We start from the raw sequence: 15,396 nt of genomic DNA on the forward strand, positions 1-15,396 counted from the left end.
AGTGGAACCGCGCTAGCCGGGGCGCGCAAAACGGAGGGAGCGAATGCGTCAGCTTGACCCGCGCCAGACCGGCAACCGTTTTCTCAAGCCGGATGAATTCCTGGCTGAGACGCATATCGTGGAGCCTATGCCGGAAGCCCACTGGCACGACCATGTGGAACTCAACGTCATCACGCGCGGCGGCATGACCTATCTCATCAATGGCAAGCAGGTCAGCCTGCGCGAAGGTGCCATCTACTGCTTCTGGGCCGCTGTTCCTCACCAGGTGATATCTGCTGGTGACGGAACGGAGCTCGTCTGCATCTACGTGCCATTCGCCGATCTGCTGTCCCTTGCGGTCTCAAGTGATTTCAAGAACGACCTCATGGCGGGTCACGTCGTCACGGGCTCGTCCATCGACGCTGCCGACACATTATTGGTGACGCGCTGGGCGCGAGAGTGGGACACCAACAGCGAACTGGCCGCCGACATATTACGCGACGAGGTTCGCCTTCGTCTTCGGCGGCTGGCGGCCGACCCGCGCATCGCCGAGATAGGCCTGGGCGCCCTCGAAGCTGAACATCGGCGCCAGGCGATGCATGTCGCCGACCGGCGGGTGGTTGCGCGGGTGCAGCAGATGACGACCTTCATCAACAACGAATTCGCCAGGCCGATCAACGTTGCGGACGTAGCGCTTGTCGGCGGACTCCATCCGACGAACGCAACCGCGACCTTTCAGAAGGTCCTGGGACAATCCATCGCGCAATATCTGCGCCGCCGGCGGCTCAACCACGCACTGAAGCTTTTGGCCGACAGCGACATGGCAATTATCGAGGTGGCTTTCGAAAGTGGCCACGGCTCTCTCAGTCGCTTTTACGATGCCTTCCAGCGGCAGGTTGGCTGTACGCCGAAGGACTACCGGCGCCGCTTCCGCGCCTGAAACATCACCCGGACGTTGACGCTTCATCACCAGCGCCGGATTTTTTGCTGCTGCGACAGACCGCAGGGCTGAAAAACCTGAAAATTTGGGTCGAAACCGGCAAGAATATCAGAATTTCCAGCGATAGCGTTACCGTCTATTGGTGCGGGCAGCGGCCAAAAAGCATAGTGGGAACAATGCTGCCCGCTCGCGACGTCACGGGAGATAATCATGCGTTTGCCGAAGTCTGATCTGGTCTTCGCCTTCAGCGTCGTTTTGATGGCCATTACCAGCGGAATTGCGCTGGCCGATGATGCCAAGCCCTTTGCGGGACAAACAGTTTCGGTGCTCCTGCCCTCGCCTCAGGATGCAAACATGGTGGCTGATTTCGAGAAAGCCACCGGCATCAAGCTTGATCTGCAGACGGCGTCATGGGACGACGTGTCGGTGAAGATTTCAACGGCGTTGCTGGCTGGCACGGCGCCGGCTGACGTGACCGAGTTCGACTGGTCCTGGACCGGCCAGTTCGCTGCGGCAGACTGGTATACGCCGCTCAACGACACCGTTGACGCCGCGACCCTAGATGACATCAAGGGGTCGACGATCTTCAACGTGAACGGCAAGGTTCTGGCCATTCCCTACACAAATGACTTTCGCGTCATGCTGGTGAACAAGAAGCAGTTCGCCGATGCCGGCGTGACCGTCATGCCAAAGACGCTCGACGAGCTTGTGGCGGCGGCGAAGGCCGTCAAGGCCAAGGGAATCGTAAAGTATCCGATCGGCCTGCCGCTTTCCGCGACCGAAGGCGCATCGACAAGCTGGTATCTTCTGACCAAGGCGTTTGGCGGAGATCTTTTCGACAAGGATATGAAACCTCTGTTCACGGCGCCGGACTCGGCCGGCTACAAAGCGATGGCCTTCGAGATGATGCTCTTGAAGGATGGCCTGGTTGATCCCGCCTCCACCGGTCTTAAAGACAGCGAGATCAATGAGACACTTTTCGCCAAGGGCCTGACCAGCATCATGATCAGCGGCGAACCGGGCCGCCTTGGCGCTTACAATGACCCCGCACAGTCTGTCGTTGCCGGACAGGTTCAGGCAATTCCGGTCGCCACCGAAAGCGGCAAGACGCGCTCGTTCGGGTTGCTGGAGGGCCTCGGCATCCCAAGGAATGCCCAGAACCCGGAAGCGGCCAAGGAATTCATCAAATGGATGACATCCAAGGACTATCAGATCCACAACTACGGAAACGGGGTATTGCCGACGCGCACGTCCGCGCTCGCAGAGCTGCAGCAACAGGGCAAGCTGGTCAGCGGCGAGGCGCTTGTGGAGCAGGCGCCAACCGTCGAGGCGTTGTTCCCATCCGGCGCGCCCGCCTGGTATCCGCAATTCTCGCTGGCCGTAAACACCTCGATCAACAGCGCGGCAAAGGGTGAGATCAGTGTGGACCAGGCCGTTCAGCGTATCGCCGAGGCCGCGGCTGAAGCCGTGAAGCAGTGACGTCGCAAGCGGTAACTGTCCTCCCGCGACAAGGTCGTGGCGCCCGCAAAGTTGGGGACGCCACGACCGCCTTTTTGATGGTGCTGCCGATCCTGCTCACCATGGGCGGGCTCGTTTTCTACCCATTGCTGAGCACCGCATGGGACAGCTTGCACCGCGTCAACCCGATGCAAGCAGGAACCCCGTTCGTCGGCATCTCCAACTATACGCGCGTCTTCAGCGACGTAGAGGTGGGACAGGCTTGGCTCAACACCTTCAAATATGTCGTAATCGCCGTTTTCGCCGAGACGGTGCTGGGGGTCCTGGCGGCTTCACTCATCAATCAGTTGAAGAGCGGGCGTCAGTGGGTGTTGGCAGCCGTTGTCCTGCCGTGGGCGCTGCCCGGCGTGGTCAGCGGCGTCATATGGCAATGGATCTATTCGCCCGGCCCTGGCCTGCTCAACGGGCTGCTGGTGATGATCGGTTTGGACTACGAGGGCCACCTCTGGTTCAACAACAGCACCAGCGCCATGCTTGCGGTCTCGGTGGTGCATATCTGGCGCATGTTGCCGCTGACCATCGTTATCGTGCTGGCGGCGATGCAAAGCATTCCGGGCGACCTCTATGAGGCCGCGCGCATGGACGGCGCCAGTCGCCTTGTGATGTTCCGCAATATTACCTTGCCGCTGACGCGCGGGGCGATCGCGGTGGCGATGACCAATGCCACGGTGTCAGCCTTCAACCTGTTCGACGAAGCGATCGTGCTTGCCCGCAACAGTCTGGAGACGCGGCCGATCCTGCTGCAGATCTATCTTGAGGCCTTCAAGAAACTCAATTTCTCCTACGGCATGGCATTGTCACTGATGGTCACCTTCATTTCGCTCGCCATATCGCTTGGCTATGTGCTGCGCATCCACCGCAGCACGAGGCTCGACTGATGAAGGAACCTTGGCACATCCGTCTTGGAATCTGGGCCGGCGTTGCGCTGCTGCTCGCCTGGTCGCTTCTTCCGATCTACTGGACACTCGCCTCCAGCCTCACGCCGACGGTCGAGTTCAATGCGCGGCCGCTTCATCTTTTTCCCGAGCATCCCACCGGCGAGCACTACCTGAGGCTTCTTGGCGTGCTCGATGGGCATATGGGAGGCGTCGACGTGGCCGGTGAGTTCCGGCTTGCGCTTTTCAACAGCATACTCACTTCGGGTGCCGCCACCGTGCTTTGCGTGCTGATGTCGCTGCTTGCGGCCTATGCCTTCGCCCGCCTGAACTTTCCCGGACGTGAGGTGCTTTTCTATGCTGTGGTGGGGACCATGGCGGTGCCGGGATACGCGGTGCTCATCCCGCTGTTTCGGCTGATGGTGTCGCTCCGGCAGATCGACGCCTATCTCGGCGTGACGCTCATCTACGTCTCGGCGTTCCTGCCGCTTTGCCTTTGGCTCCTGAAAGGCGTCATGGACACGCTGCCACGATCGTTGGAAGAGGCGGCGCGTATCGACGGGGCAAGCCACATGCGCATCCTGTTTTCCATCATCGCGCCGATCGCTGCACCAGGACTTACGGCGACTGCCATTCTCACCTTCCTCGGCGCCTGGGGGCAATATGTTGTGCCGCTCGTCTTCTCACCCAAGGACACAAAGCCGCTGACGGTTCTGATCCCGGAATTCGCAGGGAAGAACTTCGTCGACTACGGGCTTATCATGGCCGGCGGTTCTATCACCATTGCGGTGCCCTGCCTGCTGGTGATCTTCCTCAATCGATACCTCATTTCCGGCCTGCTTGCAGGTTCAACCAAATAGCGTCTGTAGGCCACAGCTGGAGCAACGCCGCAAACGGCGCAATCCTTGAGACGGCGGTCGGCGTTAGTGGAACACGATCTCCGCCCTGTCGCGCGTCAATAATCCAGGCCCTGCCGGAAAGCGCCGATGACCACCGACAGGCCGCTCGCTCGCTACAGCGCTACTAACGGCGCGCTCGCGAGCGGCTCCACAACCCTCAGCTACACCATCTGGTGGGACACGACCCTTGGTGATCCCGACAGGAATCGAACCTGTGACCTACAGATTAGGAATCTGCCGCTCTATCCTACTGAGCTACGGGACCACGCGGCCCGACACATAAACGCTTCGGGCCGGTTCGCCAAGAGGAGTCTGAAAGCCGATCAGGCGGCCGTCTGCGATAGGCGGCCGCCTCCTCTTGCCAAGCCTGCGCGTCAAGCGGCCAAGGCCGTTTCCGCCAGCTTCACCCAATAGCTCATGCCGTGCGGGATGACCTCGTCGTTGAAGTCGTAGGCAGGGTGGTGCAGGCCGGCCGAGTCGCCGTTGCCGATGAAGATGAAGGCGCCGGGGCGGGCTTCCAGCATATAGGAGAAATCCTCGCCGCCCATCACCGGCTGGATAGCGCGATGGACATGCGCGTCGCCGGCGACGTCGGCGGCGACATCGCTGGCGAAGACCGTCTCTTGCGCATGATTGAAGGTGACGGGGTAGTTGGCGTCGTAGTCGACCTCGATGGTGGCGCCGAAGGCGGCGGCCAGCCCGGCGCAGAGCGCGCGGATGCGCTCTTCCGATTTCTTGGCCACCTCCTTCTTCAGCGTGCGGACCGTGCCGGCGATCTCAGCGCTTTCGGGGATGACGTTATAGGCATCGCCGGCGTGGAACTTCGTGACCGACACCACCACGGCCTCGACCGGATCGGTGCTGCGCGAGGCGACGGTCTGCAGCGCGCCGACCAGCTGGCTGGCGATGACGATGGGATCGATCGTGCCGTGCGGCATCGCGGCATGGCCGCCGCGACCCTTGACGGTGATGGTGAACTCGGCCGTCGCGGCCATGATCGGACCGGGCTTGATGGCGAACTGGCCGACCGGCAGGCCCGGCATATTGTGCATGCCGAACACCTTCTCGATGTCGAAGCGTTCCATCATGCCGTCCTTGACCATCTCGTTGCCGCCGCCGCCGCCTTCCTCGGCCGGCTGGAAGATCACCGCCACGGTGCCGGCGAAATTGCGCGTCTCGGCAAGATATTTGGCGGCGCCCAAGAGCATCGCGGTATGGCCGTCATGGCCGCAGGCATGCATCTTGCCGCGCACGGTCGAGGCCCATGGCTTGCCGGTGATCTCGTCGATCGGCAGCGCGTCCATGTCGGCGCGCAGTCCGATCGTCGGGCCATCGCCCTTGCGGCCGCGGATGATGCCGACGACGCCGGTCTTGCCCAATCCCGTCACTACTTCGTCACAGCCGAAGGCCTTCAGCTTCTCGGTGACGAAGCTGGCGGTCTGGAAGACGTCGAAATTCAGTTCCGGCGTCTGGTGGAGATGGCGTCGCCAGCCGGCGACTTCTTCCTGCATTTGTGCGGCGCGGTTGAGAATCGGCATGATCGGTCCATCTCTTGGTTGATTGGCGGCGGTCGGTTCAGAACCGATGCTCAGCAATTGTGATTGTGTTGAACTTTGCCATTTTGGCGTCACATAGGGTAAATAGCACCGCAACAATGGGGTCCGGGTCGAGGGGCCGGGCCGCATTTATGCTGGCGATGGGTAACGAAATCTTACGGACCCGGTGGCGATTACGGCAAGAGGCGATTTCGGATTTGATCATGCGGCAGAGGCATTTCCTCAACCTGTTGCTGGCGGGCGCGTTGGCGCTTCCGGCGTTTGCCGGCGTTGCGCGCGCCAATCCGGTGGTCCTGTTCGACCTCAAGAGCGGGTCCATTCTGGAGCATCAGGACGCGTTCAAGCGCTGGTATCCGGCCTCGCTCAGCAAGCTGATGACGGCCTATGTCGCCTTCCGTGCCATCCAGGCCGGTGAGGTGGCGCTTGATTCGCCGATCAAGGTGACGAAGCATTCGGCCGGCGAGCCGCCGAGCAAGATGGGCTTCAAGCCCGGCTCGGTGATGCGGCTCGACAATGCGCTGAAGATGATGCTGGTCAAATCGGCCAACGACATCGCCATGGCCGTGGGCGAGAATATCGGCGGATCGCAGGCGGCCTTCGCCGACCGCATGAACGCCGAGGCGGCCCGCCTCGGCATGGTCGGAACGCATTTCGTCAACCCGAACGGGCTCTATTCGCCGGAACAATACACCACAGCGCGCGACCTCGCCGTGCTGGTGACGGCGCTGCGCAATGATTTTCCACAGTATGCGCCCTGGTTCTCGATCGAAGGCCTTGCCGTCGGCAAGAAGGCGCTCCCGAACTATAATCTGCTCATCGGCCGCTATCCCGGCGCCGACGGCATGAAGACCGGCTTCGTCTGCTCTTCCGGCTTCAACATGATCGGCTCCGCGACGCGCAACGGCCGCACGCTGGTCGCCGTGGTGCTTGGCGAGAAATCGGCGGTCAGCCGCGCCGAGGCGGCGGCAAAGCTGCTCGACCAGGGTTTCGATACGCGGGCGGAGGGTTCGACGACGCTGGCCGCTCTCAAGCCCTATGGCGACACGCTGTCGCCCAACGACATGCATGACGAGATCTGCAAGAAGAAGCCGAAGGAGGAGCAATCCGAGGCAGCCCCCGAAGTCGCTGCCAAGGATAAGCCCAAGTCGCCCTATCAGGTGAAGCTCGACCATCCGACGCTGATCGCGGTCGGCCTCGGCGGCGCCACCGGCCCGGCGCCGAAGGCGTTCGTCGACCAGACCGATCAGAACTATGCCGACGTGCCGGTGCCGAGCTGGCGGCCCGACAGGCCGGCGCCGAACGGCGCCGAGCCGGCGGCGACCGGAACGGCAGCCGCCGCAGCGCAAGGCGACCAGCCCGCCAAGGCGAACTAGGGATCATGAAGGGCGGCTTTCCCATCCCCGTCTCCGTTCTCACCGGCTTTCTCGGCGCCGGCAAGACGACGCTGCTCAACCGGCTGCTCAAGGATCCGGCGCTTGCCGATACGGCGGTGATCATCAACGAGTTCGGCGAGGTGGCGATCGACCATCTTTTGGTCGAGCAGGCATCCGACGGCATCATCCAGCTTTCCGACGGCTGCCTCTGCTGCACGGTGCGCGGCGACCTGGTCGACACGCTTGCCGATCTAGTCGACCGGCTGCAGACCGGTCGCATCGCGAAACTCGCCCGCGTCGTCGTCGAGACGACGGGCCTCGCCGATCCGGCGCCGGTGCTGCAGTCGATCATGGCGCATCCTGCACTGGTGCAGGCCTTCCGGCTCGACGGCGTCATCACGCTGGTCGACGCCGTCAATGGCGAGGCAACGCTCGACGCCCATGTCGAGGCGGTGAAACAGGCAGCGGTGGCCGATCGCATCGTGCTGACCAAGACAGACCTTGCCGATGCGGCCGAGGTCGAGGTGTTGCGGGCAAGGCTGAAGAAGGTCAATCCGGGCGCCGTCGTGCTCGACGTCAACGAGGCCGGCGCCGCGGCGCTGTTCAATTGCGGCCTCTATGATCCTGCAACCAAGTCCGCCGACGTGCGGCGCTGGCTTGGCGAAGAGGCGGCGCATGATCAAGATCATGGCCATGATCAGGATCATCACCACGATCATGGCCATCATGACGGCGATCATGATCACCACCATGAGCATCGCCATGATATGCGCGTGCGCACCCATTCGCTCGTCCATGACGGCCCGGTGCCGTTCTCGGCGATCGAGATGTTCCTCGACCTTCTGAGCTCGACACATGGCGAGAAGCTGCTGCGCATGAAGGGCGTCATCGAGCTTGCGGAGGATCCGTCGCGACCGCTTGTCATTCATGGCGTGCAGAAGATCCTGCATCCGCCGGCAAGGCTGCCGGCCTGGCCCGACGGCCAGCGCGGCACCAGGCTGGTGCTGATCACGCTGGACATGCCGCAGGACTATATCCAGCGCCTGTTCGCGGCCTTCACCAACAAACCGTCGATCGACACGCCGGACCGGGCCGCGCTCGAGTCCAATCCGCTGGCAATAGCCGGGCTATAAGCAAAAAAAACGACGCCGGCTCAGGCCGCGCTGCCGCGCTCGACCAGGAAACGATGACCGCCGGTGACCGCGGCCGTTTCGACCAATTGGTGACCGGCATCGGCGCAGAAGGCCGGGATATCGATGACCGCGAGCGGATCGGTGGTTTCCAGCCAAAGCCGGCTGCCCGGCCGCATGGCGGCCAGCCGCTTGCGGGCTTTCAGCACCGGCAACGGACAGTTCAGTCCCTTGAGATCGTAGATGGCGGGCGGCTTTGCCTTTTGTTCATGCATGTCGTTATCCCAAAACCGCCTTACACCCTCGGGTCAATGCCCGAGGGCATGCTTTTGGGCGACATGCATTGGGTCTCAGCCGCCGAACATGCCGAGCAGCTTCTTCTTCAGCTTCGACACGGTGCCCTGGTCGGCGTCGGCGGCCTGCTGGGTTTCCTGCGCAGGCGCTGGCTCGACGCCGGCGGTGACGACCGGCTGCTGCGCGGCCTGCTTGGCGGCTTCCTTCTCGGCCAGCGCTTGCGCCTTGGCCTGTTCCTTGGCGGCCTTGGCTGCCTCGATCGCCGCCAGGCGCTGCTCTTCGGCCTTGCGCTTGGCTTCCTTTTCCGCGTCGAGCGCGGCCATCTTGCGGCCGGCCGGCGAATCGATACGGCCCATGCGGGTCGTTTCCGTCACCGAGCCATCCGCATTCATCGACGGCGGCTCAATCGGCACGCGCTCGCCGCGGGCGCGGCGCTTCGACCAGTCGGAGACGATGCTGGCTTCCTTGATGCCGGCAATGGTCGGCTTCGGCGGCGGGTTGCTGGAATTCACAGCCGAATTGAAGGCTGCGTCGTAGCTCTTCTCGTAACTGGCGAAAGCGGTCTTCAGCGAATCCGGCTGCGTCGTCGGGGGGCAGGGGCCGGTCGGGTCGAAGGTGGTGCCTTCAGGCGCGACCTGATTGAAGACGTAGCGCTTCTCGCAGACGTCGACCTTCGGCGGCACCTTGGTGATCTCGAAATTGTCGTAGCCGACCTTCAGCATCTTCCAGAACTCGTAGTTCGGGTCGTTGCGGTAGCGCGCCATGTTTGCGGCGGTCATGCGGAAGGGGAAGGCCTGGATCTGGAACTCGGTCTGGCCGCCCTGGAAGGCGTCGCGGCCGAAGGCATAGATCTGCTCGATCTGCGCGTCGGTCATCGAATAGCAGCCGGAGGACGAGCAGGCGCCGTGCACCATCAGGTTCTGGCCGGTGCGGCCATTGGCGCGGTCATAGGCGTTGGGGAAGCCGATGTTGAAGGACAGATGGTAATTCGAGCGCGGGTTCATCTGCGACGGGCGAACCGTGTAGAAGCCTTCCGGCGCCTGGCGGTCGCCCTCGGTGTATTTGGGGCCGAGCTTTCCCGACCATTTGCAGATGTCGTAAGTGGCGACGAGATCGTAGCGGCCGTTGGTCTTGGCCTTCCAGATCTCCAGCTTGCCTTCTTCCTTGAAGATGCGCGCCATCACCGAGGAGGTGCGCACCATGCCCTTGGCCTTCATGTCGGCAAGGATCTTATCCGGCAGCGGTTTGTTGGCCTCCGGCGCGAAATCCTTCATCGACGAATCATTGCAGCCGGCGACGCCGATGGCGGCGATCAGGACTCCGGTGCGGGCAAGCTTGGCAAACATCGGTGCGGCTACGTCTCTTCTCTCGGGCCAACGACTCTCGGCATGGCCGGGCCCGCAGGCTGAACACCAGTGGACCGTAAGCCCGTTAACCTTGAAAATTCCTTACCGCAAACCCCTCACGGCGATTTCCATTGAGCGGAATCCGGCGGCATTTTTGTGGCGAAATTGGTCGTTGCCGCCACAGTTTACCAGCAGAGGCCCGATTAAAGGCTGCGGCCCATCGCCAGATACTTCTCGCGGCGCTGCTCGCGGAAATCGGTGTTGGCGCCGGCAAAGTCCTTCATCGTCCTGGCGATGAGGTCGCCGGTGGAGGCAATGACCGTTTCAGGCGCGCGCTGGGCGCCGCCGATCGGCTCGGGAATGATGGCGTCGATGATCTTCATCTCGAGAAGATCCTGCGCGGTGATCTTCATGTTGGTCGCCGCGTCCTTCGAGCGGGTGGTGTCGCGCCACAGGATCGAAGCGGCACCCTCCGGCGAGATCACCGAATAGATGGCGTGCTCCAGCATGTAGACCCGGTTGGCGGTGGCGATCGCGATGGCGCCGCCGGAACCGCCTTCGCCGATGACCACCGAGATCGACGGCACTTTCAGCGAAAGGCAGGCGGAAGTCGAACGTGCGATCGCTTCGGCCTGGCCGCGCTCCTCGGCGCCGACGCCGGGATAGGCGCCGGCGGTGTCAACCAGCGTCAGAAGCGGGATCTTGAAACGGTCGGCCAGTTCCATGAGGCGCACCGCCTTGCGGTAGCCCTCCGGCCGCACCGAGCCGAAATTGTGCTTGATACGGCTTGCCGTGTCCGAACCCTTTTCCTGGCCGATCACCGCCACCGGCTCGCCGCGGAAGCGGGCGAAGCCGCCGACGATCGCCTGGTCGTCGCCGAAATTGCGGTCGCCGGCCAAGGGCGTGAAATCGGTGAACAGCCATTTGATGTAGTCGACGCAATGCGGGCGGTCGGGATGGCGCGCGACCTGCACCTTCTGCCAGGGGGTGAGCGCCTTGTAGAGGTCGCGCAACGCGTCACGCGAACGCTTTTCCAGCCGGCTGATCTCTTCGGCGACATCGACCGCCTCGCCGTTCTCGGCAAGCTTCTTCAGCTCGAGGATCTTGAGCTCCAGATCCTGCACCGGCTTTTCGAAGTCGAGGTAGTTGTACATGCTTGAGCGGACCGATCCGTCGGAAGGCGAAATGGCTGGCGGAACCGCTGAAATGCCGGCTCCGGGCGGTGGAACGTCGCCCTCACATAGCGATATGAGGCCTAGTCGGCAAGCGGATGATGATCGTTGACCAGCCGCACCAGCCGCTCCTCCAGCACATGGGTGTAGATCTGCGTGGTCGAGATGTCGGCATGGCCAAGGAGTTGCTGAACGGCTCTGAGATCGGCGCCGTTCTGCAGGAGATGGCTGGCAAAAGCATGGCGAAGCACATGCGGCGAGATCTTGGCCGCGGCTATCCCCGACCGTGCGGCCAAGCCCTTGAGATCGCGGGCGAAAACCTGCCGGGAAAGATGGCCGCTGTCGGAGGAGGCGGGAAACAGGAAAGGGCTCTCGGCAAAGGCCGGGCGCTCGGCCCTTGCGGTAAGCCAGGCGCGCATGGCCGTGCGCGCCTTGGCCGACAGCGGCACCATGCGTTCCTTGTCGCCCTTGCCGCGCACCATGAAGAAGCGGTCGTCGCGCAGCGCCACCGTCACCGGCAGGCCGACCAGCTCCGACACGCGCAGGCCCGTGGCGTAGAGCACCTCGACCAGCGCGTGCAGGCGCAACGCCGCCATCCGGTCGCCATCCGGACCAGCTTCGCCGGCTTCCTGCGCCGCCCGGTCGAGCAGGCGGCCGGTCTCGGCCTCGCTCATCGTCTTCGGCAGCGGCCGGCCCTTGCGCGGGCTGTCCAGCGTGCCGGTCGGGTCGTCACCGCGCAGTCCCTCGGCGTAGAGGAATTTGAAGAACTGGCGGATCGCCGACAATTTGCGCGCCTGCGAGGTCGGCGCGAAGCCGCGCGCGGCAATGTCGTCGAGATAGGCGCGGATGTCGGCCGATCCAGCGCCCGCAAGTCCGCCCTTGATTGCTTCGGAAGCGTCCTCCAGGTCGCGGCGGTAGGAGGCAAGCGTGTTCTCGGCCGCCCCTCGTTCGGCGCTCATCATCTCGAGGAAGGCTTCGATGCGGGCGGCGCTGTTCATCGGGCCGGGTTTGTCAGTTCTTCTTGGGATTGAGCTTTTCGGCGGGAATGCGGATGCTCATTTCCGCTTTTTTGGGCTCCACGAACATCGCCAGCGCGAACATCGCGGCATAGGCAATGCCCGCAAGAACCGCCAGCGTCACGACGAAGCGAAACAAAGTCGGCATTCAAATTTCGCCCGTCTTGTTGTTCTGCGTTTCCAAAGCCCTGTGCCCTTATGGGACGCCAAACCGGGCAATTCAAGGACGAAGGATTCCGCTCGCCGCAGGTTTTGCCGGAAAAGCTCCTAAGCTTAGGACGTTCGTGCACCCGCGCTTGACGCAAACAAGCTTTTGATGTCGATACGGCGCAAAGAGGCCCCTATGAACGCTCTGCCACCAAATCCGACGGACGAAGGCTGTGCCGCGCTGGTCGAACGGCTCGGCAGCCGTTCGATCGTCTTCGTCGGGCTGATGGGGGCCGGCAAGACGGCGATAGGCCGCAAGGTGGCGACGATGCTGTCGCTGCCCTTCATGGACAGCGATCAGGAGATCGAAAGCGTCTCGCGCATGACGGTTCCGGAACTGTTCGAGCGCTATGGCGAGCCGGAATTCCGCGCGCTGGAGCAGCGCGTGATCCTGCGCCTGCTGGAGAACGGCCCGCAGGTGCTGTCGACCGGCGGCGGCGCCTTCATGAACGCGCAGACGCGCGAGGCGATTTCCGCGCATGGCATATCGGTCTGGCTGAAGGCCGATCTGGACCTCTTGATGGAGCGCGTCTCCAAGAAGCAGAACCGGCCGCTCTTGAAGAACCCCGATCCGCGCGCCGTGCTGGAAAAGCTGATGGGCGAGCGTTATCCGGTCTATGCCGCCGCCGACCTCACCGTGCCGACGCGCGACGACCGCAAGGAGATCATCGCCGGCGAAGTCGTCGCGGCGCTCTGCGCCCATCTCGGCGTCGAGGCGATCGCGACGGGCGCTACAGGCGCCACAAATGACGAGGTGCAGCCGTGAGCCACGCCGAACCGGTGAAGGTCGAGGTTGGACTCGGCGACCGCGCCTATGACATGCTTATCGGTTCCGGATTGCTGGCGCGCGCCGGCGAGGAGATCGCGCGCCGGCTTCCTGGCACCCGCGCGGCCATCGTCACCGACGAGAACGTCGCCGCCGCGCATCTCGACACGCTGAAGGCGGGATTGGAGAAGGGCGGCATCCAGTCCGCCGTCATCACATTGCCCGCCGGGGAGAAGACCAAGAGCTTCGCCCATCTCGAGCAGGTGGTCGACGGCGTGCTCGCCGCCAAGCTCGAACGCCGCGACGTGGTGATCGCGCTCGGCGGCGGCGTCATCGGCGACCTCGCCGGCTTTGCGTCCGGCATCGTGCGGCGCGGCATGAATTTCGTGCAGATCCCAACCTCGCTCTTGGCGCAGGTCGATTCCTCCGTCGGCGGCAAGACCGGTATCAACAGCCCGCGCGGCAAGAACCTGGTCGGCGTCTTCCACCAGCCCAGGCTGGTGCTGGCCGACACCCAAGTCCTCGATACGCTGCCCATCCGCGAGTTCCGCGCCGGCTATGCCGAGCTTGCCAAATACGGGCTGATCGATCGCCCGGCCTTCTTCGCCTGGCTGGAACAGAACTGGCGCGACGTCTTTGCTGGCGGCCCGGCGCGCGTCGAGGCGATCGCCGAGGCCTGCCGTGCCAAGGCCGACGTCGTCGCCCGGGACGAGTTCGAGACCGGCGACCGCGCGCTGCTCAATCTCGGCCACACATTCGGCCATGCCCTGGAAGCCGCCACGCAATATGACGGGTCCCGCCTCGTCCATGGCGAGGGCGTCGCCATCGGCATGGCGCTGGCGCATCGCTTTTCGGCGCGGCTCAACCTGGCGAGCCCGGACGACGCGGAACGCGTCGAGGCGCATCTCAGCGCCGTCGGCCTGCCCTGGCGCATGGCCGATATTCCCGGCGAGTTGCCGGACGCCGAGGCGCTGCTTTCCTTCATCACCCAGGACAAGAAGGTCTCGCGCGGCGCGCTGACCTTCATCCTGACGCGCGGCATCGGCCAGTCGTTCATCGCCAAGGACGTGCCGCCCTCGGAAGTGCTTTCCTTCCTCAAGATGAGCCATCCAGCGGCGCTCAAGACAAGCCATCCCGAACGGTCCAAGAGGAGCCGTTCCGGATGATCGACGCCGGCTGGATCGTCGCAGCCGTCCTCGCCGCCATCGTGATCGTGGCGCTCCTGTTCCGCGCCCGGTTGCTTGCCGCTTTCGGCTACGCGCTGCGGCCAATCGAGCAGCAGCAGCGGTCCGAGCGCAACGGCAAGGATCATGACAGCGACGATCCGCGTCGCGACGGCGAAGCCGGCCGCGAGGAGCGCAACCGGCTCGAGGGCCTCTTCGAGCTTGATGAGCTCGAAGTGTCGGACGTCATGGTCCACCGCACCAATATGCGCTCCGTCAATGCCGACAATGCGCCGGAGGCGGTGGTGCGCGAGATCCTGACGAGTCCGCACACCCGAATGCCGCTGTGGAAGGGCTCGCTCGACAACATCGTCGGCGTCCTGCACGCGAAAGACCTGCTGAGGGCCCTCAACGAGGTCGGCAACGACTTTTCGCAGATCGACGTGATGAAGATCGCGGCGAAGCCCTGGTTCGTGCCGGACACCACCACCTTGCAGGAACAGCTCAACGCCTTCCTGCGGCGCAAGACGCATTTCGCCATCGTCGTCGACGAATATGGCGAGGTCGAAGGGCTGGTGACGCTGGAAGACATCATCGAGGAGATCGTCGGCGAGATCGCCGACGAGCACGATATCGACATGCAGGGCGTCAAGAAAGAAGCCGACGGCTCGGTCGTCGTCGACGGCACCGTGCCTATCCGCGACTTGAACCGCGCGCTCGACTGGGACCTGCCCGACGAGGAGGCGACGACGATCGCCGGCCTCGTCATCCATGAGACACAGTCGATCCCCGAGGAAAAGCAGGCCTTCACCTTCCACGGCAAGCGTTTCGTCGTCATGAAGCGCGACAAGAACCGCATTGCGAGATTGAGGATCAGGCCCGCCGGCGAAAGCTAGGTGTGTCGATATTCAGATGATGCCGGCCTGCGAATGGCAGCTTCATGTGCTTCCGGTGCTCATATGTGGACGGCCCCCTGCTTGCAAGGCTTTGGCTGGAGATGATTTGACCTGATCGCTTGCGCTCATATGTCCGGCTTTTTGCGCGCGGATTTGTGAGCGCTGGCCTAGATGGGCTTCACGGATAGCGAGTTCCAAACACGTACGCGACATTGACTGCCGGTGAGCACCTCGGAGTGTCTCGCTCGTCCCGGTTCGACCGGTCA

15 protein-coding genes and 1 tRNA gene are annotated in these 15,396 nt (G+C 63.3%); 9 read left to right on the forward strand and 7 right to left on the reverse strand.

Annotation, left to right across the window (positions count from 1 at the left end):
- The first annotated feature begins 43 nt into the window (after window positions 1-43).
- From EOA23_RS08220 to EOA23_RS08235, 4 genes are all read left to right on the forward strand, one after another.
- Window positions 44-919, forward strand: a complete 876-nt coding sequence (locus EOA23_RS08220) for a helix-turn-helix domain-containing protein (RefSeq protein ID WP_126064154.1) — start codon at window positions 44-46, stop codon at window positions 917-919.
- Between the two features lie 258 nt (window positions 920-1,177).
- Complete coding sequence (locus EOA23_RS08225; protein ID WP_127303561.1) at window positions 1,178-2,398, forward strand: sugar ABC transporter substrate-binding protein; 1,221 nt, start codon at window positions 1,178-1,180, stop codon at window positions 2,396-2,398.
- On the forward strand, window positions 2,395-3,315 hold the full coding sequence (locus tag EOA23_RS08230; RefSeq protein ID WP_245474069.1) for a sugar ABC transporter permease: 921 nt from the start codon (window positions 2,395-2,397) through the stop codon (window positions 3,313-3,315). Before EOA23_RS08225 ends, EOA23_RS08230 begins: the two co-directional genes overlap by 4 nt.
- Window positions 3,315-4,172 carry a carbohydrate ABC transporter permease gene (locus tag EOA23_RS08235; protein WP_127303549.1) on the forward strand — a complete coding sequence of 286 codons (858 nt, stop codon included), beginning with the start codon at window positions 3,315-3,317 and terminating at the stop codon, window positions 4,170-4,172. Before EOA23_RS08230 ends, EOA23_RS08235 begins: the two co-directional genes overlap by 1 nt.
- 227 nt (window positions 4,173-4,399) lie before the next feature.
- Here EOA23_RS08235 and EOA23_RS08240 read toward each other — a convergent pair.
- Window positions 4,400-4,476, reverse strand: a tRNA-Arg gene (locus EOA23_RS08240).
- Window positions 4,477-4,585: 109 nt separating this feature from the next.
- Window positions 4,586-5,749 (reverse strand): M20 aminoacylase family protein, encoded by a 1,164-nt coding sequence (locus tag EOA23_RS08245; protein ID WP_127303550.1) that lies wholly within the window; start codon window positions 5,747-5,749, stop codon window positions 4,586-4,588.
- 221 nt (window positions 5,750-5,970) lie between these two features.
- On the opposite strand from EOA23_RS08245, the gene EOA23_RS08250 reads away from it, so the two are divergent.
- Window positions 5,971-7,140, forward strand: coding sequence for a D-alanyl-D-alanine carboxypeptidase family protein (locus EOA23_RS08250; protein WP_127303551.1), 1,170 nt, complete (start codon window positions 5,971-5,973; stop codon window positions 7,138-7,140).
- A 5-nt stretch (window positions 7,141-7,145) separates the two neighbouring features.
- Window positions 7,146-8,273 (forward strand): GTP-binding protein, encoded by a 1,128-nt coding sequence (locus EOA23_RS08255; RefSeq protein WP_127303552.1) that lies wholly within the window; start codon window positions 7,146-7,148, stop codon window positions 8,271-8,273.
- A gap of 20 nt (window positions 8,274-8,293) precedes the next feature.
- Here EOA23_RS08255 and EOA23_RS08260 read toward each other — a convergent pair whose 3' ends face one another.
- From EOA23_RS08260 to EOA23_RS08280, 5 genes are all read right to left on the reverse strand, one after another.
- Window positions 8,294-8,545: a sulfurtransferase TusA family protein gene (locus EOA23_RS08260; RefSeq protein WP_127303553.1), complete on the reverse strand. Its 252-nt coding sequence runs from the start codon at window positions 8,543-8,545 to the stop codon at window positions 8,294-8,296.
- A gap of 75 nt (window positions 8,546-8,620) precedes the next feature.
- Window positions 8,621-9,910, reverse strand: a complete 1,290-nt coding sequence (locus EOA23_RS08265) for a murein L,D-transpeptidase family protein (protein WP_127303554.1) — start codon at window positions 9,908-9,910, stop codon at window positions 8,621-8,623.
- Between the two features lie 203 nt (window positions 9,911-10,113).
- Complete coding sequence (locus tag EOA23_RS08270; RefSeq protein ID WP_127303555.1) at window positions 10,114-11,064, reverse strand: acetyl-CoA carboxylase carboxyltransferase subunit alpha; 951 nt, start codon at window positions 11,062-11,064, stop codon at window positions 10,114-10,116.
- Between the two features lie 101 nt (window positions 11,065-11,165).
- A complete protein-coding gene (locus EOA23_RS08275; RefSeq protein ID WP_127303556.1) occupies window positions 11,166-12,080 on the reverse strand; it encodes a site-specific tyrosine recombinase XerD in 915 nt (304 codons plus the stop codon).
- A 13-nt stretch (window positions 12,081-12,093) separates the two neighbouring features.
- Window positions 12,094-12,246 (reverse strand): histidine kinase, encoded by a 153-nt coding sequence (locus EOA23_RS08280; RefSeq protein ID WP_127303557.1) that lies wholly within the window; start codon window positions 12,244-12,246, stop codon window positions 12,094-12,096.
- Window positions 12,247-12,441: 195 nt separating this feature from the next.
- Here EOA23_RS08280 and EOA23_RS08285 point away from each other — a divergent pair, with 195 nt between their 5' ends.
- Genes EOA23_RS08285 through EOA23_RS08295 form a run of 3 tightly spaced genes read left to right on the forward strand, consistent with a single transcriptional unit; the run spans window position 12,442 to window position 15,130 of the window.
- The gene (locus EOA23_RS08285) at window positions 12,442-13,071 is read left to right on the forward strand and encodes a shikimate kinase (RefSeq protein ID WP_126064163.1); all 630 of its coding nucleotides are present in this window, start codon (window positions 12,442-12,444) and stop codon (window positions 13,069-13,071) included.
- Window positions 13,068-14,237, forward strand: a complete 1,170-nt coding sequence (gene aroB / locus EOA23_RS08290; protein ID WP_127303558.1) for a 3-dehydroquinate synthase — start codon at window positions 13,068-13,070, stop codon at window positions 14,235-14,237. Before EOA23_RS08285 ends, aroB begins: the two co-directional genes overlap by 4 nt.
- On the forward strand, window positions 14,234-15,130 hold the full coding sequence (locus EOA23_RS08295; protein ID WP_127303559.1) for a transporter associated domain-containing protein: 897 nt from the start codon (window positions 14,234-14,236) through the stop codon (window positions 15,128-15,130). The genes aroB and EOA23_RS08295 overlap by 4 nt, the downstream gene beginning before the upstream one ends.
- Window positions 15,131-15,396 lie beyond the last annotated feature (266 nt).

It is taken from the genome of Mesorhizobium sp. M2A.F.Ca.ET.042.01.1.1 (genome assembly GCF_003997405.1).
Classification (GTDB): Bacteria; Pseudomonadota; Alphaproteobacteria; order Rhizobiales; family Rhizobiaceae; genus Mesorhizobium.